Here is a 22,491-nt window from a genome sequence, read left to right on the forward strand (position 1 = left end):
GCTGATGAGCTTGAAAAAGAAGGCATTTCTTGTGAGGTGATCAATATCCACACAATTAAGCCTTTAGATGAAGAAATCATCTTAAAATCAGTTGAAAAAACAGGTAAAATTGTAACTGCAGAAGAACACAACTATTTAGGTGGTTTAGGTGAATCTGTTGCAGGAATGCTAAAAAAAGAAAAAGGCCTACAAGACAGGAATTTGTAGCTGTAAATGACACTTTTGGAGAATCTGCAACACCTGCTGAATTGATGAAGAAATATAAAATTGATGCAGAAGCGGTGAAAGAAGCGGTGAAAAGAATTTTAGCTTAAATAAAATTGAAACTTACATACATAAAAAGTCCTCAAAATTGAGGACTTTTTTATTATTATTAAATAAAATAACTCAATTATTATTTTTATTTTAATTATTCTTCTTTATTTAAAAGGCTTTTCAGTAAAGCAATTTGATCATCTTTGTCTTTCAGCCTTTGTTCATATTGTTCTATAAGTTTATCCGAAATATAATTATTTATTGTAGTCACTTTACTAATGGCGCTTGCGTCACCTAAAGTATTATTAAAAATACTATCTCCGGTTTCATCGTTCATAAGATCGTAAATATCCGCTTCATAAAAATTTGAAATTTTCAATAGATTTTCTATCCCGGGTTTAGTCAGATCACTTTCCCATTTATTGTAAGCAGTTTGAGAAACGTCTAACTCATGCGCAACCTGCATCTGAGATAAGTTTTTCTGTTGGCGCATATGACGTAGTTTGGTTCCTAAGGACATAAGAATAATTTTTCAGCTAATTTAATGTTTTTTAAACTCTAAAAATAAAACTTTTGTTTTTGATTTTAAAACTTTTGTTTTTGATTTTAAAACTTTTGTTTTAGAATGTTAACCATAACATTTTTAGTTTTGACATAAGTTCTCGAGAAAACTTAAATGTGTAAAAAAATTATTTAAAATCTAAAATTACAATTTTATGAAAAATTTTATCAGACTTATGTCATTATTATTTATTTTAACAATAAACTTTACTAGTGCTCAAGAAGCATCAAGAAAAATTAAGGTTGCATGTTATACTACCTCATGCTGTTCTTTTCTTGGCTTTTTTGATGTTGATCTAATATCGACCACACACTGTCATTATATAACAACAAATAAAGATGGCTCTCAGCAACAATCCTACTCATCTACTTTTACAAGTAATATACCTATTAAAGATGGAACTGTAAAATTAGACGAAAATGTAATCATGCCCCAGTTTAAAGACGAAGAAGGAACGGCATTAGTATTACCAAAAGGAGAATACATAATTAAAAATAACGAAGTTGAATATAATTTATCAAAGATTAAGCACAATGCAGTATGCTGGTCAGAACATGTAACAGGAACAATTTTAGGGCATAATGTGGATTATACAGTTAGTGTATGTGTATTTTATCCTACTATAGGAAAATTAACCAATCAAAAAGTTAGTGTTTCTCTTAAATTTGATCTTGACGAATCTCAAAGAGAAGAAATTAGAAAAAACAACAATATGATTACATTTAAAGAGAATACTGTAATTAAGAAAGGTGATATTGTATATACCATAAAAGCAGGAGACTATTTTGTAAATGATAATGATGAAATTTATATTATCAATTCTTCAGTAAAATAAATATTTACATATATTTATCAAAATTTACAAAAATGAAAAAAATAATAGCCGTAATTTTAGTTCTTATAGTTGCGTTAATCTTAATTGGATCAAGATTTAGCTTTAAAATTGGGAATACTACAATAGGTAGAGCAACTGATGAAATAAGTATTCACAATGACAAAGATCTTACAAAAAGTTCTTTTCAGAAAAATTACCTGAATAAAGAAGAATTGATTATTGTTAATCTCTGGGCAACCTGGTGCAAACCTTGTTTAGAAGAAATGCCAATCTTTGAAAAGATAGCTACAGAAAACAAAGACATTAAATTAGTTTTCTTATCTATTGATAAAGACAGCAATAAACTTCAATCTTATCTTTCCCAAAATAAAATTAATGATATAACTTTTGAGAATAGAAATTACAGAAAAGCTATTAGAAACTTTTTAGATGGAAAGAGCAAAGATAACTTGGTTTATACAGATGCTGTTCCTAAAACTTACATCCTGAAAAATGGAAAAGTTATTCATACGGAAGAGGGTTCGATTGATTACCAAGAATTTTCTAAAAAATTAATATCACTCAAATAAATTAAATGTGAAGATCAAATATTTTCTTATTTTCTTCATCTATGTTTTCCCATTATCATTACAATCCCAAAGTACAATATCTGGTTTAGATAAAGGATTAGCAATAGGTAATATTCTAGTGCAGGGCTATATGGCTTTAAAAGGAAATGGTACAAAAAAAACAGATCCCAATGCTAAAACGGTAGACAGTTTTTGTTTTAAAAACAAAATAGAAGAGAAAATTACCGTAAAAATCAATGGAAAAATAGAAGATGAGGAAATAAAAAAGGAATTCGTAATACAGAAAGACGAGAAAGAGTGTACATATAATTTACCAAAAGGTATTTACACTTATGAAGTTCTACTTTCCAGTAAAGACACCTACCAGAAGGGGGAATACAAAGTTTCGGAAGAAACTTTAATGACAATAAATCATTAATTATAATTTTCTAAACCGCTTTCATAATGAGAGCGGTTTTTTATGTAAAAAACTTCCACTTCGGAATAATAGCCAACATTCCGAATCCTGTGAAAAGGAAAAGGTTAGTAACATCCGTATAAAGGAATGTGGATAAATAATAATTGTGCATAAAGAAATGCAACACCAAAAGAGCAGGAAAGGCAAAGATTCCTATTTTCCGGTAAAAAAACATCAGAACCAGACTTATTACCATCAAAGCATCAATTGAGAAAATCACATAGAAATACCATCTTGGAATATTCAAATATTCATGCTGAAGAAATTCGTCAAGGTCTATCCCGAATCCCATTATCGTAAACAGCATCAAAGCTGCAAATGCACCGATAAAACCCCATCCTTTCTTAGGATTTTCATCAAAATAGCTGTACTCTTCCATAACTACAAAAATAAAGAACTTATGAGAAATTTCATAAGTTCTTTTATATAATTCGTTTAAAATTTGATTAAATAGAAATAGCGTTAATCAGCCTGTTTTTATCACTTAAATATTCTTCCATAGAAATCATACTTTCAGTTCTCATTACATCCTGAATATCATCTATTTGGTAGATAATTCTTTTAGCATCTTCCGTATTCTTAGCTCTTACTTTACAGAAAATATTATATTTTCCTGAAATAACGCTTGCTTCAATTACGTTAGGAATACTTGTTAATTCTTTTAACACTTCTTGTGTACGGTTTGATTTTGTTAAAAGAATTCCGATGAAAGCCGTAAAGTGATAGTCTAATTTACCGTAATCGATATTAAGAGATGATCCCAAAATAATACCCGCATCTTCCATTTTTTTCACTCTTACGTGAATTGTTCCAGCAGAAACGTCCATCTGCTTTGCAATCTCTGTAAAAGGCATTCTTGTGTTTTCTACTAAGAAATCAAGAATCTTCTTGTCTATTTCGTCCAGTTGATAGTTCATATTAGTTAAATTACAATTTCCTTAAAAAATCAATGTATTTTTTGCAAATTTATAAAAAATAATTTAACTAAAAAAATTATATCAAACATTAACAATAATTAACACGGATGATAAAAATCATTAAAATATTCTAACTATTTACCACCTGATTTTGTAGAATCTGTTTTTATTTCAACTTTTGATTCAGCTGTTTTTTTATCTTTTTTGTTCTTTTTAAACAAAGAATTGAAGCTCTTAGTCCATACCACCCCGCCTCCATAGGCTTGATTTGCAGAACCATTTGTTCCTGCTCCTGCAAGGCCCATACCAATGTTTGTAGGTTTAGAATATCCTCTTAGAATTAATCCTCCGTCATTCTTTCTGGAAACGTCATATTCTATTGAGCCTTCCCCCGATAGGTAATTAGCTTCTGTAGCCTCTGTTTTCGTCAAAGGAATCCCCAAACCTGTTTTCACTTTTATCCTTGGCGAAACAGCAAAGCTTACTCCCGCATTAGCCCTGTCTCCGGTATTTGAATATTGATCTCCTTTCACATAATTCAGGTCAATCTGAAACTCATTACTCATCGTATTAAGAACCGACCCCAATTGTTTTAAAAGCAGATTATATCCAGAAGATTCTGCAACGCCTGCAACATCCACTTCAACTCCACCCGAATTAGAAACATTAAAGCTACTCAAAAGCAAAACAGAACCAAACTGAAGAACTTTCTCCCCCTCCTGGCTCATTTTAGAAGCCAACGTCTCTTTTACCTGGCTGGAAACATCCATTGCGGTAAGATTTAAATCTACTTTAGGATCCGTAAGGCTTTGTGTAATATTGGCCTGTAATAATATACTGATTGGCTGTATACTTCCCATGTTCAAATACTGTCCTGCATTTGAAACCATTCTTATGTAATTGGCCGTTATATCAAGAGCAGGTTTCATAGCATCACCGTCCCAACGAATACTGCTTCCGTTCTGAATCTGGAAAGTTTTATTAAGGATTGCTTTAGAAACGAAGGTTCCGTTATCAACTTTATAGGTTCCGTTCATAGCAATATTTCCTTGCCTGTTCATTTGAAATCTTAGATTATTGGCAGTACCTTTTACAGTAATATTTCCTACATCATCACCTACAAGAACATTTACCGTCGTACCTTTATCAACGTCAAGATTGAAATCGATATTCATATTGGCCCCGCTTTTTTTCTTTTCTTCAAGGGTAATTAAACCGTCTTTACCCTCTTTTAAAAATCTTAACATCTTAAATTCTTCAACATTCGAAGTCGACCCCGAATTGAAAGTAAATGTACTTCCATTAAGCGCCTTCATATTAGGTGTTGAAATATTTAAAGCAGAAACCGGCCCGTCTACGTAGAGATCCCCCTGTCCGTAAACTCTTCCCCAGAACAAATCAAAATCTTTCTGAGCAGTATTCAATACCAGTAAATTATCAGCTCTCATTACCAGGTTGACCCCCATTGATGAAAGTGTTTCAAACTGTATTGCCCCGGAAATGTTTCCATTTGAATTGGATCTTCCGTCATGTACTTCGATATTGTTAAGGATTGCCAATCCTTTTGATAAAGGAATAACTGTATCACCAAAAGAATAATCAACTCCCGTAAATAAAAGTTTTAGCCCAAATCCCTTTAAAGAAACATCTCCACTGTAATCAAGATCATTAAATTTTCCTGTTATTTTCAGGTCTCCGGTTGCTTTTCCTCTTAGATTTCCAAAAATAGTCTGTACAAACTGCTGGGCAAAGGCAACATCAAAATCCCGCATTTCTGCCGTCAGATCAATTACAGGTGTTGGTGTATTATTATTAACAGTTCCCGTGACATGCAGGTTATTATTTCCAATTATTCCTGAAGAAGCAACTTTTATATCAATATCATAAACATTTAACGAAAAACTATTGGTTGCGGAAACGGTAATATCACCCATATCATTTCCGTTCATCGTGATATCATCAATGGTCAAATCAACCAAAGGCTGAAGCGTGCTTTTATCCATTCTGATTTTAACAGAACCATTAGCCAAACCTTTAATGTTCATTCCGTTTCCTCCGGATTGCATTTCTAGAAGTTTTTCAATCGCAAAATCTTTGATATCTGCATCTACATAAAAGTCTTTCGCATTTTTAAAGTCAGCTTCATTGATCAACAATGCACTATTATCTGAATAAATCCTCAGATTTCGAATTTCAAAATCACTTTTATTCTTTCTGTACGTAATAGAATGATCCAATTCAGGACTTGTGTCAATAGCCCAAACAACATCATTGAATTTAACTTCGGTAGGCTCAAATCTAAAAACATAATCCCCTACTGTGTTGGTTGTCTGGTTGACATTGATTACATATTCTTTCAGCTGATCTTCGGAAGTATCTTCTGTATTTCCATGTTTAAATTTAGTAGCCAAATGAAGAATACTGTTGTTTTCATTTCTTCCACTCAGCGTAAAATCTTTGAAAACATTTTTATTGTAGACAACTTTGCCAATTTTCGCATACAACTGTTCATCAAGATTAGCTGTATTTATTCTTACCATGACACTGTCAACCATCGCACTGTCTCTGGTAACTTTATCTCTAGTATCTATTTTATAATCAGGATTTGCGGCAGCTAAAGCCTTATCCGCTTCGGTAATTTCCTCTTTCTTGGTCATTACATACTTTAACGTTGTAGCATCAAGATTTAAAATTAAATTATTCGAGTTTCCATCATATTCACCCTCCACTTTTGCACCTTGAGGTAATTTTAAATCAGGTAGGAAATAGCTTACCAAACCCTGCTGAACATCAAAATCCATTTTAAAACTCTGCCCTCTGTACAATTTTCTAGGCGGTGGGCCAACCAAGATTTTACCTAAACCATTTTCTACCATTCCGGCTAAATCGGCCAGATTATATCTTCCTGAAATTTTACCGCTTGCAGCTCCAGGAGCATCAACATCGATAACGCGGCTTCCTCCTTCAACAAAAGTTTTTAGCTTAGCATTGGGAATAATATATTTTTGAGTAGCTGTCGCAAAATTGATATTATTTGCTTCAACATCCAATGTCAAATCGTTAATAGAAGACATGGCCATTTTACCAACCACCTTTCCGCTTACAATCTGGTTTCCGGGTTTATCGGTAAAATAATTCATGTTTAAATAATTAACATCAGCATCTATATTCATGGAAATTCTTGAAGTACTGAAGTCGATTAATCCCTTTATTGTCGCTTTTGCCTGCTCATCGTTTACAGTGATCAGTCCGTTGTATTTTTTGTGATCTAATAAACCATCCAAATAAAGATTATTAATTTCCTTATTTAAGATTTCAATGCTTGCAATTTGGGATTTTGTCGTCAACCGCATTGTATTTACATCGAAACTTTGACCATTCACATCAAATTTACCGGAAATAAGACCAACAGATTTATTTTTGGTAATTACAGAAGTATTTAAATCTCGTACTTCAGCAATTCCTGAATATTTCGGCATCGCACTACTGTAATCTGTAAGAGAGAATTTCGTAATTTTGGCCTGTCCTATTCCTGTCATCAGATTTCCACTGGAAACATAGACTTGTTTAGGATTTACCCTTGCCGCCCCGTTATATTTCAATTTTCCAAAGTCATCAGCAAAATTCTTCATCTTTTTAGAAATAAATGAAGGCATCATTGCTTTTAGATCTTTATAGGTAAAATCTGTTGAAAGATCATTGGTTTCAATTAAAAAATTGCCCTTCAACAAATTATCAACTTTCATTGTTCTGGTAGCGATATTTACATCGGGGTTTCTTATAAGGAAGTTTTCAAGGTGAAATTTATTCAAAGGCCCTGTCATTTTACCGGAAATATTGAATGGTTTAAAATTATCCCAGTTTGTTACAAAATAGCTAATATCATATCCACTCAGCTGGCTTCCCTGCTGAAGATTCATATCCCAGCGAACCCTGTCTGCAAAACCCGCCCAAGAACCTTTGTGAAGATTAAATTTAATATCTCCCTGTAAAAGTGTGTGATCCGTATTTAATGTTAAATCTTTAAGTGAAAGAAAATCCTGAGTCATGGATAATTCCGTAGAGAAAGTGTCTACAAAATGAGATTTTCCCCATCTGTTTGTGACAAATGAAAGATTATTGATTAATGCAGAAACGTTCGGTCCGTTTACTTTTACATTTGGAGCTTTAAGATTAAACTTTGTAGCAGTCAGCCATTTTCCGGCTTCTCCCGGTGAATTTAAATTCACAATAGAAACCTTAGAATCAAGAATCTGCACCCTGGAATCTAACTGAAAAGGAGGCTTTTTCGAGTCCTTTTTTTTGCCGCTGTCAAATAACTGGGTAAAACGGATAAAGTTTGAAATGCTGTCCCCTTTATAAGTAATGACTTTTATCTCGGCGTTTTTTAATGTTAAGGAATTAAAACTTAAAGAATTATTTTTTCCAATGTTTGTCGCTAAAGAAAACCAATCTGAATTAGCAGTAAATTCTTTTGCCGTAATAAAATCAAGCCCCTTATAATCTTTTATTTTTAAACCTTTAATTTTTACATCTCCAAAAAAATCTACTTCTACACTTTCGGTAGACATCTTTGCTTTAAAATCTTTATTTACAATCTGTAAAGCCTGATCTGCAGCCCATTGTTTCGTTACCGGCAGATTGATAATGATAAAAACAGCAGCAACAAGACCAAAACCAATCCAGAAAAGAATTAATAAGAGTTTCGCCCACCAAGAATAGCTTGTAACATCCTTCATTGCCTGTTTTCCAAACTCTTCTGCAGTTTCTACAGGATGATGAATAGCATCTGAAGCAAGTTCAGACGCTTCCTTAACGGTCTCCTTTACAGCTCCTTCTACATTATCAACAGTTTTTTGTACCTGATTACCTAAGTTTTCAGCTACCGATTTTTTGTTCTCATTCTCGTTATTATTCTCTAACTTTGCCATTATTATGAGCGACTCTATAATTTTAGGTATTGAATCGTCTTGCGACGATACATCAGCAGCTATCATCAAGGGAAATGCTATTCTTTCGAACATCGCTGCGACTCAGGCAATCCATAAAGAATATGGCGGTGTGGTCCCTGAACTAGCATCGCGCGCGCATCAGCAAAATATCATCCCCGTTGTTGAAAAATCTTTAACTAAAGCAAATATACAACAAAATGCAATTTCTGCTATAGGATTTACACGTGGACCCGGACTTTTGGGTTCTCTTCTTGTAGGAACTTCATTTGCTAAATCTTTGGCAATGAGTTTAGATGTTCCTTTAATTGAGGTAAACCACCTTCAGGCGCACATTTTAGCCCATTTCATTGAAGATGCAAATCCTATGCCGCCAAAATTTCCGTTTTTATGTCTTACCGTAAGCGGAGGTCATACAATGATTGTTTTGGTAAAAGATTATTTTGATATGGAAATCATAGGGAAAACCATTGACGATGCAGCAGGAGAAGCATTTGACAAGATTGGAAAAATTTTTGATTTAGATTATCCTGCAGGTCCGGTTATCGATAGACTATCTAAGGAAGGAAATCCTGATGCTTTTAAATTTAATAAACCAAAATTAGAGAATTATGATTATTCTTTCAGCGGAATCAAGACTTCTGTATTATATTTTATACAAAAAGAAGTTAAAAAAGACCCTGATTTTATTAAAAACAATATTAAGGATCTTTGTGCTTCCGTACAAAAAACAATCATTGAAATTTTAATGAATAAGCTTGAAAAAGCGGCAAAAGATTTAGATATAAAAGAAGTTGCAATTGCGGGGGGGGTTTCTGCAAATTCAGCGCTGAGAAAAGCTATGGAAAACAATCATGAAAGATTAGGCTGGAATATTTACATCCCAAAATTTGAATATACTACTGACAACGCCGCAATGATTGCAATGGTTGCCCAATTAAAGTTTGAAAGAGGGGAATTTACTGATTTAAGAACCTCTGCAACTGCAAAATATGATTTATGAAAATACTCTTAGAAGAAAAAATACTTGGAACACGTTCTAAAAAGAACTCAAAATATTATTGGGTATTAGAAACTATTACAGGGAAGAATGATGTTCCGGAAAGTTCATTAGATTATTTCCCATCAAGTTCTGAAGGAGGATATATTCAGGATATAAAAGACGAAATTCTAGAAAAAATAAATTCAGGGAATATTTTCAGTTTTCCTTATACTCCAAAAGAAGGAGATTATTTATCAATCAAAAACAATTTAAGAAAACAAGAATATTTAAATATCATTTTCATTAATAATAATTGGATGGAAGAAGTATTTGTATGCAGTTATAGAGATTGTGATACAGACATTTATAAAACAATAAAAACAGGAGTTGCCATCTTAAGCCAGGATATATGAAATTATTTTACGGGGAAATATCAGATGATAAAGTAATCATTCATGATGATGAACAACAGCATATTGTAAAAGTTCTTCGAATGAAAAATGGTGAAGAAATTCATGTGACAGACGGAAAAGGCAATCTTGCTTCCGGAAAACTGATGATTGAAGGAAAGAAAGCAAATATCAATGTTTCTGAAATTAAAACAGGGCATCCTGATTTTAGCCCGAAACTTCACATTGCCATTGCTCCGACAAAAAATATTGACAGAATTGAATTTTTTGTAGAAAAAGCTGTAGAAATGGGCATTTCTGAGATTACAATTCTACAGACTGAAAAAACAGAACGAAAGAATATTAATATAGACAAACTAAGAAAACAGGCAATTGCTGCTTCCAAACAGAGCTTAAGATTTCATTTTCCTATCATAAATGATTCTGTCAGACTACAGGATTTCCTTAAAAGTATCAACGCAGACAGTACTTTTGTCGCTCATTGCCATGAAAATCTGGAGAGAATGGAGCTTAAAGAAATCTCAAAACCAGGTCAAATTACATTCTTAATCGGTCCTGAAGGAGATTTTTCTGAGAAAGAAATCTCTTATTTATCAGACAATAAAATAAAAGCCATATCACTTGGTAATCAAAGACTTAGAACAGAAACCGCAGGAATTTTCGTTGCAGCCTGGAATTATTTGAATATTTCAGTATAATTTTGTTAGCAATGATTTAAAATAAATCTGTAAAATTGTTGTCTTTTACATATTTTTCAAAAATCTGCTGTCCGCTTCTCATCGAATTTACTGCCCAACGGATTTTCATTCTCAATAGCTTTTCTTCGTTTAGTTTATAATCGATATCAGATTTAAGGAGTTTTTGTTTCAATTCGTACATACAAATCGAAGCTGCAACCGAAACATTAAAACTTCTTGTAAAACCATACATCGGAATTGCTAACGTTTCGTCTGCAAAATCTAAAATTTCCTGAGAAACACCCTCCATTTCAGTTCCGAAAACTAAAGCAATTGGTGTGGTAATTTTATATTCAGGCAACATTTCTGCATTATTTTCCAATGAAACCGCAACAATTTTATAACCTCTGTCTCTAATGTTTTGAAAAGATTCCCTATTTCTTGGTAGTTTTTCAACTTCAACCCAAGTATCGGCGCCTTTTGTTACGCGAAGATTGGGTTCGAAACTATACTCTTCCTGTAAAGCCACTACTTTATGAAAACCACAAGCCTCCACAGAACGTACAATCGCTGCGGCATTTCTGAACTGATAGATGTCTTCTACCACAGGAAGTATAAAATCTGAACTTTCGGGTGCGAAATGTTCAATTTTTTGCAATCTTTCTTCTGTTAAAAACTGTTTTAAATACTCAAAAGTTTTTGCTAAATCTTTCATTCATTTTCAAATCTTTGCAAATTAACGTAATTTTGAGGAATGAACCTGAACCAGGCTCAAAATCTTAATAAAAGTATTACATGAAACGTAAAGTCCTGCTAATTTATACCGGTGGAACCATCGGTATGGAAAAAGATTATGAAACCGGAAGCCTTCGAGCGTTTGATTTTGGAAATATTTTTGAAAAAATGCCCGAAATGAAGTTGATGGAATGTGAAGTTTTTGTACATCCTTTCGAAAAACCGCTGGATTCCTCTGATATGGGCCCCGAAGAATGGAAAGTTATCGCTCATTACATTCATAAAAACTATCAACACTATGACGGATTTTTGATTCTTCATGGAACTGACACCATGTCTTATACTGCTTCCGCACTGAGTTTCATGTTAAAAGGACTAACCAAACCGGTGATTTTAACAGGCTCACAACTTCCAATTGGTGATTTAAGGACGGATGCGAAAGAAAATCTTTTAACAAGTCTATATTATGCCAGTTTATATGAGAACAATAAAGCTGTTATTCAGGAAGTTGCAATTTATTTTGAATACAAATTATTAAGAGGAAACAGGACGTTGAAATATTCTGCAGAATATTTTGATGCATATTCCAGCCCCAACTACCCTATTCTTGGGCAATCCGGGGTTCATTTAAATATCATTAAAGAAAATCTCCACCGCTGTGATCCCAGAATACAATTTCATGTAGATGATCATATTTCTGAAGATATTTTATTCTGGAGAATTTTTCCGGGAATGAAGCTTAATCATTTTAAAGAAATTCCGAAAATGAAAGTCCTTATTCTTCAGGTTTTTGGTTCCGGAACGATTTTCAGCAGTGAAAAGACGATGGAAACTCTTCAGGAAATCAGAAATAACGGAACTGAAATAGTGGTGGTAAGCCAATGTATTTCAGGCGGAATATCATTTGGAAAATATGAAAACAGTAATATTTTTTCAAAAATAGGAGCTATCAGCGGAAAAGATATCACAGCCGAAAGCGCCATTACCAAAGCAATGCATTTAATTGATAATCCACATTATAAGGGTAGTTTTGCTGATAATTTTGCAAGAAGTCTCTGTGGAGAAATTTCAGAGTAAATTACATTAAGAGTTTGCAGATTCAATAAATTACCCTATTTTTGCAGTCTCGAATAAAGAAAGGTGTCCGAGTGGTTGAAGGAGCTACCCTGGAAAGGTAGTATACGGGTAACTGTATCGAGGGTTCGAATCCCTTCCTTTCTGCAAAAGACTTGTAAATCAATGATTTATGAGTCTTTTTTTGTTTTATAACACCTTTCCTAAAGCAGTTTTGATTTCTTTAAAACATAGTTTTTTTATACTTTACAACCGAAGAAGTAATGGATAACATATTAGAAGAATTGGAAAAAGCAAAAAATGCTTAAGTTAGAAATGGTTCGTAATGAGGAAGGTGTAATAAATAATTCATCCTTACTCGAAAAACTATATTTAATTTAGCCCAATCAAATTAATAGGGCTTTTATCTTAATTCTTATTGTAAATACTCATTTAATTTCTCCTTAATAATGTCTTTATATTGATCACATCCGTAGCTTGTCAAATGATGTGTATCATACATATATGGAATGCCTGACTTGTTCACTTTTTGAATTGAAACATTTAATAAATTTATATATTTATTTTTCAAATGATCCTCTAAAAAAAGATTGACCTGATTATTTTTTCGAGATAATTCTAAATTTAACGGTTGATGAATGCTATACCTTTGTTCTAAATAATCTGTAGTCGGATAATCAAAATAATACGTGTCAGTTTGTCCCAAATAAACAGTATCTACATTATATTGAGCAAAATATTTCTGGCTGAAATCTATTTTTAAGGCTAAGTCTTTGATTGGATACCCTGAATAGTTAGAATTTATTATAACCAGTTTCACTTTATCCTTTATTTTTGGAAAATAATCTACAAAAAAGTAATTAAAAAACTCCCTTGGCCCTTCAAAATTAGTTTTTGAGTCTATCATAGGGTACGTAGCATCTGTAGTTACTTGTATAAATTGATATTTATCTTTATCAATTATTTCCTCTATCATTTCTGACATCATTCCTGCATGACTATCTCCCAACAGTATTACTACAGAATCTTTTTTTATTTTAAGATTTGACAAATCATATTCATTAAAACGGTCTTCTCCATTTTTATGGCCTTTGATAAAATTATATTGTTTAGTTGCCTCCTCACTATACTTATAATCTGACGCACAAAAAATTAAATTTTTCATATAATTATTTGCAGGAAGCTCTTTGTACAGTTTCGTAACAATAAAAGATACCGTAAATAATATAAAACTTGTAATTAAAATAGGTTTTATTTTGTTATCGCTGGTTTTTTTCTCTATAGAATAATATGAAATTATTGCAAATATAAACGACAGACAAATAAACAATACCTTATATCTCAATCTGTCATTTAATGCAAAGTACATGCTTATCACCCAAAAAGGCCAATGCCATAAATACAAAGAATATGATATATCTCCGACAAACCTGACTAGCTTGTTATTAAAAAATTTTAAATCAATATTTATCAGAAGTATGATTGCAGTTGATACAACCGGAATTATTGTCAGTAAAGAAGGCCATACAACCTTATACTCCTTAATGAGATAGATACAGCTAAAAATAACAAGTAAGCATAAAGCCAGTATTACTTTTTTTAAATTTAAATTTATTTTTTTAAACCTGCCTTCAAAAAGAAATGCCAAACCTCCAAACATCATTTCCCAAGCTCTTGGGTAGAACATAAAAAATGAAAACGATCTGTCAGCTTTACTATGTAGCAGCATTGAGATTAACGAAATTATTATCATCAAACAAAAAAATAATATAAATTTATTTTTATTGTTTACATAAAATTTCCTTATTAACATCAGTATTAATGGATAAATCATGTAAAACTGCCATTCCACCGATAAAGACCATGTGTGCAAAAGAAAATTAAATTGAGAAGCAGTATCAAAGTAATTACTATTTAAATAGTAAAAAATATTAGAGAAAAAAAGACTGCTGGAATAAAAATATTTTAGATAATTAATAATTTGAGTAGGTATTAATAATCCAATTATTAATGCAAAAAATGAAATCATAGCAAGTAATGCCGGAAATATTCTTACTACTCTTTTTTTATAAAATGATAAAAGGTCGAAGTTATCATTCTTAAAGCCGGAAAGCACAATTCTAGTCATTAGATAGCCTGAGATCACAAAGAAAATATCTACCCCTATAAAACCTCCTGAAAAATATCTTAATTTGAAATGAAAAAATAAAACTGCCAATACAGAAATAGCTCTTAGAAGGGAAATATCGTTTCTAAACTTCATACATTTTGTTTAAGCAAATATAATTTTTTTTAACTTTATAGAAAGTACTATTTAACAATTTGAGTATAAAGAAACATTAAAATGTTGACTGGTTTATGACTAAACAATATTTCTACTGGGATCTTTTGTATAGCAGGAATCTTTTACATCATTTGAATAACTTAGTTTTACTTCTCTTATCAATCATTTTTTGTCGTTTAGAATCATGATAATTTAATATTAGAAAAAATCCCAGCCACGAAGGCTGGGTTCATTGTTTGAAAAATAAGCTAACAAAATGTTCAAACAATACAATTTAGTATATGAATGTTTGGTGTATTAGTTTTAATTACAAATGGTGAGGAAGTTATGATTTTTCATATGCAACTTAATTGTAGCTTCGGATCTTAAAACAGAATATGAGCTATATTCAAAAGCTTTTACAGCTTTCAGTTTTTGATCAATAAAATCTGCAATCCTTACAATAGAAAAGTGAAAATTTCTATATAAAGAAATATCAACTGTACAGCCGTAATAAGGCAGAAAAGCTTTTAAAAAGGGAATCGTTTTCTGATGTTGCTCATAATGTAAACAATATCCGGTTTGTTCTTTTGAGGTGATAATTTCATGATTATTAATATAATTCAACACATTTTCTTTTTCTTTATTCAATCCTTTTTTGTAAAAGTATGTATTGATTTTATCTAAAACATGCTGAGCATATTCCATCATCGTAATGGTTTTCCATTCTGAAATGTTATTAATTCCGGGAGGTAAGGGCTTGGATTGTTTTCCGTTTTCAAAATCCACACAGAAAGAAATACCAAAATTTTCGAAGTAAGGAAAGAAACAGTGCTTAACCTTTATTACAGCATCCGGCTGAAGTTTATCTTCCGAGAAATTGTAGCATAAATAAGGTCTGTACAACTCAGCCTGACTTTTCAGAAAGTCAATTTCATTTGTATTATCGTAATGCTCAAACCATTTTTCAAGATTGTCGTAATAATCTTTTTCAAATTCTCTGTAGCTTATATAAAATGGTAATTCCATAGCTTTAATGATTTAATATTGCAAAGCTATAGGTGTAAAGCGACAAAACTTGACGTGTTATTTTTAATTAAATATTTTTTTCCTTTGTTTTTAAAAAGAAATTTAATGTAAGGGATTTTATAAAAAAAAATTTACTTATCATAATTCTTCATAATGTATTCGAAGTAGTGAATCATTTTCATATAGTTTTCTATACTTATATATTCATTGGTACTATGGATGCTTTGCTGTTCAGAATTATTAATTTTTATCGGCATAAACCGGTAAATATTTTTACTCACAATCTGATATTTGTAAGCATCTGTTCCGCCAACAGTAAGATAAGGTGTTACTATGGCAGTCGGATGAATTTCTTTAATCGCAGCCTGAATCATTCGAAAAGCTTTTGTATTAGTCGGAGAAACCGCAGAAGCTTCTCTGGTATTATCTATTTCCTCAACTTCCACATCAAAACCTTCACACGCTTTTGCAATATGATCTTTCACCTCTTTTACCGTATTTCCGGGAAGAAGTCTGAAATTAACCACAAATTCAACTTCAGGAGAAAGTACATTTGTACCATCACTACCTTTCATCATGGTAAGTGCAGTTGTAGTACGAACTAAAGCATTGGTAGAGTTATTCTTAGTCAGCTGAGATAACAAAACCGGCTTTAAAAGCCACTGATTTGAAATAGCCAATCTGTTTGCAAATGGCATCGAACCTCCGATGTTATCAAAAAATTCATGAATAAGCGGGGTAATAACAGGTTTCATCTGGTGATCTTCTAAACGCTGCATAATAACTGCTGCTTTCCCGATAGCACTTTCCATTGGTGGCATAGAAGAATGGCCTCCCAGCCCTTTTACTTGAATTTTTGCGGATAAAAATCCTTTTTCTGCACAACCAATGACAGCAACATCGGAATCAATCCCTGCAATACTTCCTTTCTGTAGTACCAGACCTCCTTCATCATATACAGCATCGAATTTTAATCCTTTCTGTTTAAAATAATTTGCAATCTGTGTAGCGCCTTTTTGTCCGCCAACCTCTTCATCAAAGCCAAAAGCCAGATAAATATCCCTTTTCAAAACATTATTATTTCTAATCATGCTGTTCATAGATTCCATCAAAGAAAACAGCATCCCTTTCATGTCCATAGTTCCTCTTCCATAGATTCTTCCATTAGCCACTGCCCCGGCAAAAGGAGCAAAATCCCAATCTTCGGCAACTTTTGTCACAGCAGGTAAAGGTTTATCATCCGGTCTGAAAATATTTTGCTCATTTGATTTTACATCCGCATCTCCAGGAGGCACAACATCAATGTGGGAAAGAAATAAGATCGGTTCGAGATTTGGCTGGCTACCTTTTAGTCTAAAAACTAATCCGTATTTATTGATTTCATAATTCTCTGTATTCTGATATACCAGAGGATAAGATTTTTTCAAATATTCTTTAAATGCATCGAAAGTGGAATAATCAAAATCGCCTAATTCTCCTGTAGAAACTGTTGGTATTTTGATCCCTCCTGCGAATCTTTGAACGACAGAATCATTTTTCGCTGCTTTCCAGCCTTCTTTGGCTTCTGAATCAACTTTTTTAAATGGGTAAGTGGCTGTTTTTATCAGAAGAATTGCCATCAAAACAATTGCAGCACCGAGAATAATGAATAAAAGCTTTTTCATGATGATTATAATTTGTGTGTGGATAACAAATATAATGAAGAAAACCAAGTTTTACTACTAATATTCACCATATTTCATACTTAAATAGGATTTAATTTAGAAAAAGCACCTTTACTTTCAAGTTCCTGTCTTCTCTTCCTTATAAAATCTGTAGGCCGAATACCGTTAATTTCATAGAATAAATCAGAAAAATTCTGCCTTGAAGCGATTCCGCATTCCTGAGCTAGAGTCTCGATTCTATATTTTAAATATTCTTTATTTTCAAACAAAAGTTTAGTAATATAATTGATTCTTAGTTCACTCAAATATTTGTTAAAATTAGAACCTTTGCAGTCATTAATTACCTGAGAAAGATATTTGGAATTTGTGCCAAACTGATTAGCAAGTTTATGTATGGTAAGCCCTTTTTGAGTAAATTCTTTTTTATCTTCAAAAACTTTCAATTTACGAAGTAACTCTTCGATTTTTTCTTCATCTAAACCAGTTTTCTTTTCTTCAAAAATCTGTGGATTTGAAATTTTGCCCTCTTTTAAATTACCTTCATTATTTCTAAGCTTTTTTTCAAGCAAATCATATTTTTGCTGAATATTTTTTTCTTTTTTATATCTGATAATTAGTAAAATAACCAGACCAGCTGCCAAAATAATCAAACTAATAATAACAAAGTTTCCCCGGGAATTTACTTTTTCAAGCTTATTTTTTTCATCTAAAAGATTTTTTGTATCATATTCTTTATGAATTTTCGCAGAAAGGTAACTAAAGTCTGTAGATATTATACTGTCAGCCTTTAAAAGCTGGCTGGTATAATATAATTGTTGAGACTGATTTTTTTCTTTTTTATAGTAGTTAATCAATATCTCATAATTTTCCCTTACCTCCGGAAGGATAAACTGATATTTTTGGAATATGGAATCAACTTTTTTGAAGTTTGACAGCGCCTGATTGTTATTTTTTAGACTGAAAAAACTTTTACCCAAATAAAAATAGTTTACTGAAAGTGAAGCAAAATCATCCGTCTTTTTGATAGGAATTAAAGATTCATTTAAATTTTGGACTGCAGTTTTAAAATCACTTTTTTGATATTCTAGAATCCCGTTGCTTAATTGAAAATAACCTTTTTCCTGACTATAATCTTCATTATTTTTCACTTCTCTTAACCCTTTTTGAATCAAAGAATCTGCTTCTTTAAACTGTTTTAGATTTCGATAACAGATAATCAGCCGGTGTAAGCTATTGAGATATCCTTTCTTATTGTTAAAAATTTCATTAGGATGAAGTTTTTCTTTTGTTTTTAGATAATAATGATTAATACATTGTCTGAAAATCCTTGACGCTTCTTCATCATATCCCAAATAGCTTTTTACAACACCAATATGATATAAATTCTGGTATTTCAGGAAACTGTTTCCAGTATTTTTAGAATATTCATAGGCCTTGAGATATTCATTAAGTGCAGGCTGAAATCTTTTATAATTGTAGTAATAAATGACTCCTTTATCAATATATGCCGTGCTTATTAAATCATTATCACCTGATAATTTTGCAGCATAGATCATACTGTCTGCATATTTTAGCTTTTCCTCATCTGAACCAGAATAAAAGATCCCGTCTTTATAGCCCTGAACTAATTTTGTATAGTCTTTCTCTTTTTTAGCTTTATTGATATAGGGTTTGATATAGGGAAAGGCCCTACTGTCATTTTCTTCCAGGTTTTCATAGTTTTTTCTCAGTTTATAATATTCACTATACATTTCTTTTTGAGAAAAAGAAAGTTTAAAAATTATTATAAATAATAGAAAAAATAGTTTTTTATTCACAATGAGTGTTTATTAAGACATACATTCTAATCAAAAATACACAAAAATTGTTAAAATTTATCAAACATTATGGAATTAATACAGATAATTAACATCTGATTAAAAACAGCAACAAAACACTGGTAATCAACACAATAATAATGTCCCAATTCATGAATTAAGACGTCTTAATTTCTGAATAGTGACAACAAGTATTTTTTTTCTTATCATTTTGCCTATAAATTCGAAATCAGAAATCAAACTAAAACCTGGCCAGGGATAACCTTTAATTCAGAAATCAATATGAAAAAGATTATCTCTTTAAAGATCATCTCTTTATTTGCTATAATAGTTTTATCTGCAGGTTTACAATCCTGCAGACAGGATGACGAAAATGACTTACCAAGGTTTGAAGAAAAATCCCGTGGTAAAAGCTCTAATATAATGAGCAAGGATAGTGACCAATCTACTTCAAGAGATTCTATCAGTAAAGCTGAAGAAGAAGATCCTCCGGTAAAAAACGGCACTCACTGGAGAATAAAAAAATAATTTATCATCCACTTATTTTGTAGTGCGCAATACAAAAAAATGGCTTATAAATAAATCGAAAAATAACTATCAACTTTCAAATTTAATTAACATGAAAAAAGCAATTCTTTTAGCAGGTGGAGTTATCACTCTAACGCTTATGTCTTTCGCTGATACGAAAAACACAGACATCATCGAAGTAAACGGTAATGTAATTACTGTAAAAAACACTGAGAAAGTTTCTAAAGAAGATTTAGAATTTTTAAGTAAAAACGTTGTGGGATGGACTTACTGCGACTATCAGTCTGAGCTAAGTACCTGTACTACAAAAAACAGAACTTTCCCGGATGAGCCTACGACACCTGTGCTTACTCAATTAAACAAAATCATCAACAAGTATCAGTAAATACTTTTTCAGGATGCTCATAAGAGCATCCTGTTATTTCCATCAAACTAACAGGTAATGAAGAATACATATTTTGAATATATAATATTCTCTGTAATAGTTTTAAAGGTAATAATTACAGGAATAACAACGACTACTCAGTCTTTCTGTGACTTTTATAAATATGAAAACCCCATTCAGACAAAAGGATTTAAGTATGAAAAGTTGGTTTCTTCTTATACAGGTTTTGATACTGGATATGGTTTTTTTGCGCCGAACGTTTCAAGCAATTTTTTAATAATATCTGAAAATACCCAAACCGGTAATTCATATATTTCTACAGATTTGTTAAGTACAAAAGAAGGTAAGTTGAGATTTGCAAACCTCAATGACGTATATATCAAAAATGTAACAACTAAAGATAAAAATATACCTGAATTAAAAATCAATCATATTCTTTTAAAACAAGTAAACAAAAATTTTAAGAAAAAATATGGAAATAATATAATTACTTACGCTTATTTATATGACCAACCCACACTGGACAGTAATAAAAAAGAAACAAGATTAATAAAAATCGACAGTATAAAATGAAAGATTCTCTACACATATTTTTTAACAAAAATTTCGATCCGAATTTTCTTGTTTTTTTCAGAATAAGTATTGGAGCAATTTTATTGGTTCATTTCCTTTCTGTTTGGAGTGATTTTGAGTTATTGTATGGTAGTAACAGCATTATTCCGGTTGAAATACATGGGGCATTTTATGATTATAACATCATACCTTACAGCAAAATAGAAGCATTCTTATCAGAATATTCTCAAAATCCGGGGCTTATTTTCAAATACATCTATATCACCCTTACAATATTTGTAATTTTAGGCTTTTTTAGTAGAATATCAGCATTAGCATTATTATTTTTACAGATTTCTTTTGTAAAAACCGCTTCATTATTTTTTTATGGTGCTGATTTTTTTTCAAGCATGTCTTTATTTTATATTTTTATATTTCCGACGAGCAGTTATTTTTCTGTTCAGCAAAGATATTTACCTAAAACAATCTTCAATCTTCCAATACAATCTTTAAACATCAGCAAAAGGATTATCCAGCTACATCTGTGTATTGCCTACTTTTTTTCAGGACTTGATAAAATATTGGGATTCAATTGGTGGAACGGGGAATCAATGTGGAAATCATTAAACCTTCCAAATTTCACACACTTTATACATCTGCCTTCAATTTTTAACGAAAATTTCAGATATTTTTATATTGCAGGAGGATGGCTGATCATTATAATAGAAATTTTATATCCTATCTTTATAAATATCAGCAAAACCAGAAAACTTTGGTTTACCCTGACGATTCTAATGCATATCGGAATTATCATTAGCTTTAATCTTTTCTTCTTCTCTGCAATAATGATTATATGGAATTTAACATCTTATTACTTTAACTATTATGAAAAGGACGAACCTTATGAACAAAATGTATTTACTACCAGTATTTCTAATCAGTAATTTTATTTTTGCACAATCTTATAAGGTTTTCTATGAAATGCAGTGGAAGAATAAAACTGATGTTCCAAAACATGAGGAACTTTGCACTTTGATAACCAATGAAAAAGGTAAATCTTATTTCCAGGCCTACGAAAATTTCAGGAGAGATTCTGCTCATACCAAAATGGTGAATGATTATTTTGCCAACAAAGCCCAGGGTTTAAAAGTAAGTGATGGAAATTCCAATGCAAAATTCCGCTCTTTGGTAATTAAAGACATTTCTCAAAGTAACATTACCGTGGAAGAACGCTTTTTCACCAGTATTTTCTCTACAAATTATAGCTCTTGTAAACAAAACTGGAAGCTGGTAAACGATAAAGCAATGACAATTTTAGGATATAAGACCAATATGGCTTTTACTGAGTTTGGAGGAAGAAAATGGACAGCCTGGTATACAACGGAAATCCCGATAAGTGACGGACCTTATAAATTTTACGGATTACCGGGATTAATTTTAAAAATAACAGATTCTGAGAATATATATAATTTCGAAGTGAAGGGAATAGTAAAAGAAAAAAATGACCTCGAACAAAGGAATTTCACCTATGACCAGCCAATGAATATTTCACCAAAACAATGGGATGCGTTTTGGAAAAAATATATAAAACAACCCTCGGTTATTTTTGAAAATTTAAATACATCCCAAACTACTTATGTCATCAATGGAAAAGATGTCAACAGTAAAGAAGTAAAAGATTCCTACGATAAAAAAGAATGGGAAATACTGAAAAACTTTGAAAGCCCAATAGAACTAAAACCTAGTTGCCTTTAAAAAAAACTTCTCAATAATAAAAACTAATAACCATGAAAATTTAACATTTACATGGTAAAACAAAGGGTTCAGATCT

21 protein-coding genes, 1 tRNA gene and 1 pseudogene are annotated in these 22,491 nt (G+C 31.6%); 14 read left to right on the plus strand and 9 right to left on the minus strand.

Features of this window, described 5'->3' with window-relative positions:
- A pseudogene (locus tag ACM39_RS17250) lies at positions 1-314 on the plus strand (transketolase C-terminal domain-containing protein); the annotation flags it as partial.
- Positions 315-409: 95 nt separating this feature from the next.
- On the opposite strand, the gene ACM39_RS18765 reads toward ACM39_RS17250, so the two are convergent.
- Positions 410-775, minus strand: coding sequence for a helix-turn-helix domain-containing protein (locus tag ACM39_RS18765; protein WP_053073345.1), 366 nt, complete (start codon positions 773-775; stop codon positions 410-412).
- Positions 776-971: 196 nt separating this feature from the next.
- On the opposite strand from ACM39_RS18765, the gene ACM39_RS17260 reads away from it, so the two are divergent.
- From ACM39_RS17260 to ACM39_RS17270, 3 genes are read left to right on the plus strand one after another with little or no spacing between them, the layout of a single operon-like run.
- The gene (locus tag ACM39_RS17260) at positions 972-1,652 is read left to right on the plus strand and encodes a hypothetical protein (RefSeq protein ID WP_048512299.1); all 681 of its coding nucleotides are present in this window, start codon (positions 972-974) and stop codon (positions 1,650-1,652) included.
- Positions 1,653-1,684: 32 nt separating this feature from the next.
- Positions 1,685-2,221, plus strand: a complete 537-nt coding sequence (locus ACM39_RS17265; RefSeq protein ID WP_048512300.1) for a TlpA family protein disulfide reductase — start codon at positions 1,685-1,687, stop codon at positions 2,219-2,221.
- Between the two features lie 7 nt (positions 2,222-2,228).
- Positions 2,229-2,639 (plus strand): hypothetical protein, encoded by a 411-nt coding sequence (locus tag ACM39_RS17270; RefSeq protein WP_131701482.1) that lies wholly within the window; start codon positions 2,229-2,231, stop codon positions 2,637-2,639.
- Positions 2,640-2,679: 40 nt separating this feature from the next.
- Here ACM39_RS17270 and ACM39_RS17275 read toward each other — a convergent pair whose 3' ends face one another.
- The 3 genes from ACM39_RS17275 to ACM39_RS17285 form a co-directional block, all read right to left on the minus strand.
- Positions 2,680-3,057, minus strand: coding sequence for a hypothetical protein (locus ACM39_RS17275; protein WP_048512302.1), 378 nt, complete (start codon positions 3,055-3,057; stop codon positions 2,680-2,682).
- Positions 3,058-3,124: 67 nt separating this feature from the next.
- Positions 3,125-3,595, minus strand: coding sequence for an Lrp/AsnC family transcriptional regulator (locus ACM39_RS17280; protein WP_042723244.1), 471 nt, complete (start codon positions 3,593-3,595; stop codon positions 3,125-3,127).
- A 134-nt stretch (positions 3,596-3,729) separates the two neighbouring features.
- Complete coding sequence (locus ACM39_RS17285) at positions 3,730-8,526, minus strand: hypothetical protein (protein ID WP_048512303.1); 4,797 nt, start codon at positions 8,524-8,526, stop codon at positions 3,730-3,732.
- Between the two features lie 4 nt (positions 8,527-8,530).
- On the opposite strand from ACM39_RS17285, the gene tsaD reads away from it, so the two are divergent.
- The 3 genes from tsaD to ACM39_RS17300 are packed head-to-tail and all read left to right on the plus strand — an operon-like array spanning position 8,531 to position 10,634.
- Complete coding sequence (gene tsaD / locus ACM39_RS17290; protein WP_048512304.1) at positions 8,531-9,547, plus strand: tRNA (adenosine(37)-N6)-threonylcarbamoyltransferase complex transferase subunit TsaD; 1,017 nt, start codon at positions 8,531-8,533, stop codon at positions 9,545-9,547.
- Complete coding sequence (locus ACM39_RS17295) at positions 9,544-9,939, plus strand: hypothetical protein (RefSeq protein WP_048512305.1); 396 nt, start codon at positions 9,544-9,546, stop codon at positions 9,937-9,939. Before tsaD ends, ACM39_RS17295 begins: the two co-directional genes overlap by 4 nt.
- Positions 9,936-10,634: an RsmE family RNA methyltransferase gene (locus tag ACM39_RS17300; RefSeq protein ID WP_048512306.1), complete on the plus strand. Its 699-nt coding sequence runs from the start codon at positions 9,936-9,938 to the stop codon at positions 10,632-10,634. Before ACM39_RS17295 ends, ACM39_RS17300 begins: the two co-directional genes overlap by 4 nt.
- Before the next feature lie 16 nt (positions 10,635-10,650).
- On the opposite strand, the gene ACM39_RS17305 is transcribed toward ACM39_RS17300, so the two are convergent.
- Complete coding sequence (locus ACM39_RS17305) at positions 10,651-11,328, minus strand: TrmH family RNA methyltransferase (protein WP_048512307.1); 678 nt, start codon at positions 11,326-11,328, stop codon at positions 10,651-10,653.
- An 80-nt stretch (positions 11,329-11,408) separates the two neighbouring features.
- On the opposite strand from ACM39_RS17305, the gene ACM39_RS17310 reads away from it, so the two are divergent.
- Both ACM39_RS17310 and ACM39_RS17315 read left to right on the plus strand, forming a co-directional pair.
- The gene (locus tag ACM39_RS17310) at positions 11,409-12,425 is read left to right on the plus strand and encodes an asparaginase (protein WP_048512308.1); all 1,017 of its coding nucleotides are present in this window, start codon (positions 11,409-11,411) and stop codon (positions 12,423-12,425) included.
- A gap of 57 nt (positions 12,426-12,482) precedes the next feature.
- Positions 12,483-12,569 (plus strand) — tRNA-Ser (locus tag ACM39_RS17315).
- Between the two features lie 268 nt (positions 12,570-12,837).
- Here ACM39_RS17315 and ACM39_RS17320 read toward each other — a convergent pair.
- The 4 genes from ACM39_RS17320 to ACM39_RS17335 form a co-directional block, all read right to left on the minus strand.
- Positions 12,838-14,685 carry an acyltransferase family protein gene (locus tag ACM39_RS17320; RefSeq protein WP_048512309.1) on the minus strand — a complete coding sequence of 616 codons (1,848 nt, stop codon included), beginning with the start codon at positions 14,683-14,685 and terminating at the stop codon, positions 12,838-12,840.
- 324 nt (positions 14,686-15,009) lie between these two features.
- The gene (locus tag ACM39_RS17325; RefSeq protein WP_048512310.1) at positions 15,010-15,714 is read right to left on the minus strand and encodes a hypothetical protein; all 705 of its coding nucleotides are present in this window, start codon (positions 15,712-15,714) and stop codon (positions 15,010-15,012) included.
- A gap of 131 nt (positions 15,715-15,845) precedes the next feature.
- Positions 15,846-17,378, minus strand: a complete 1,533-nt coding sequence (locus ACM39_RS17330; protein WP_048512311.1) for a M20/M25/M40 family metallo-hydrolase — start codon at positions 17,376-17,378, stop codon at positions 15,846-15,848.
- An 80-nt stretch (positions 17,379-17,458) separates the two neighbouring features.
- The gene (locus ACM39_RS17335; protein ID WP_048512312.1) at positions 17,459-19,129 is read right to left on the minus strand and encodes a helix-turn-helix domain-containing protein; all 1,671 of its coding nucleotides are present in this window, start codon (positions 19,127-19,129) and stop codon (positions 17,459-17,461) included.
- A 348-nt stretch (positions 19,130-19,477) separates the two neighbouring features.
- Between ACM39_RS17335 and ACM39_RS17340 the strand changes: the two genes are divergently transcribed.
- From ACM39_RS17340 to ACM39_RS17360, 5 genes are all read left to right on the plus strand, one after another.
- Complete coding sequence (locus tag ACM39_RS17340) at positions 19,478-19,723, plus strand: hypothetical protein (RefSeq protein ID WP_048512313.1); 246 nt, start codon at positions 19,478-19,480, stop codon at positions 19,721-19,723.
- Between the two features lie 91 nt (positions 19,724-19,814).
- Positions 19,815-20,108 carry a hypothetical protein gene (locus ACM39_RS17345; protein WP_131701483.1) on the plus strand — a complete coding sequence of 98 codons (294 nt, stop codon included), beginning with the start codon at positions 19,815-19,817 and terminating at the stop codon, positions 20,106-20,108.
- A gap of 57 nt (positions 20,109-20,165) precedes the next feature.
- Positions 20,166-20,681 (plus strand): hypothetical protein, encoded by a 516-nt coding sequence (locus tag ACM39_RS17350; RefSeq protein WP_048512315.1) that lies wholly within the window; start codon positions 20,166-20,168, stop codon positions 20,679-20,681.
- A complete protein-coding gene (locus ACM39_RS17355; RefSeq protein WP_048512316.1) occupies positions 20,678-21,604 on the plus strand; it encodes a hypothetical protein in 927 nt (308 codons plus the stop codon). The genes ACM39_RS17350 and ACM39_RS17355 overlap by 4 nt, the downstream gene beginning before the upstream one ends.
- Positions 21,573-22,415 (plus strand): GLPGLI family protein, encoded by an 843-nt coding sequence (locus ACM39_RS17360; RefSeq protein WP_165585137.1) that lies wholly within the window; start codon positions 21,573-21,575, stop codon positions 22,413-22,415. Before ACM39_RS17355 ends, ACM39_RS17360 begins: the two co-directional genes overlap by 32 nt.
- Positions 22,416-22,491: the final 76 nt, after the last annotated feature.

It is taken from the genome of Chryseobacterium sp. FH2 (assembly GCF_001045455.1).
Taxonomy (GTDB): domain Bacteria; phylum Bacteroidota; class Bacteroidia; order Flavobacteriales; family Weeksellaceae; genus Chryseobacterium.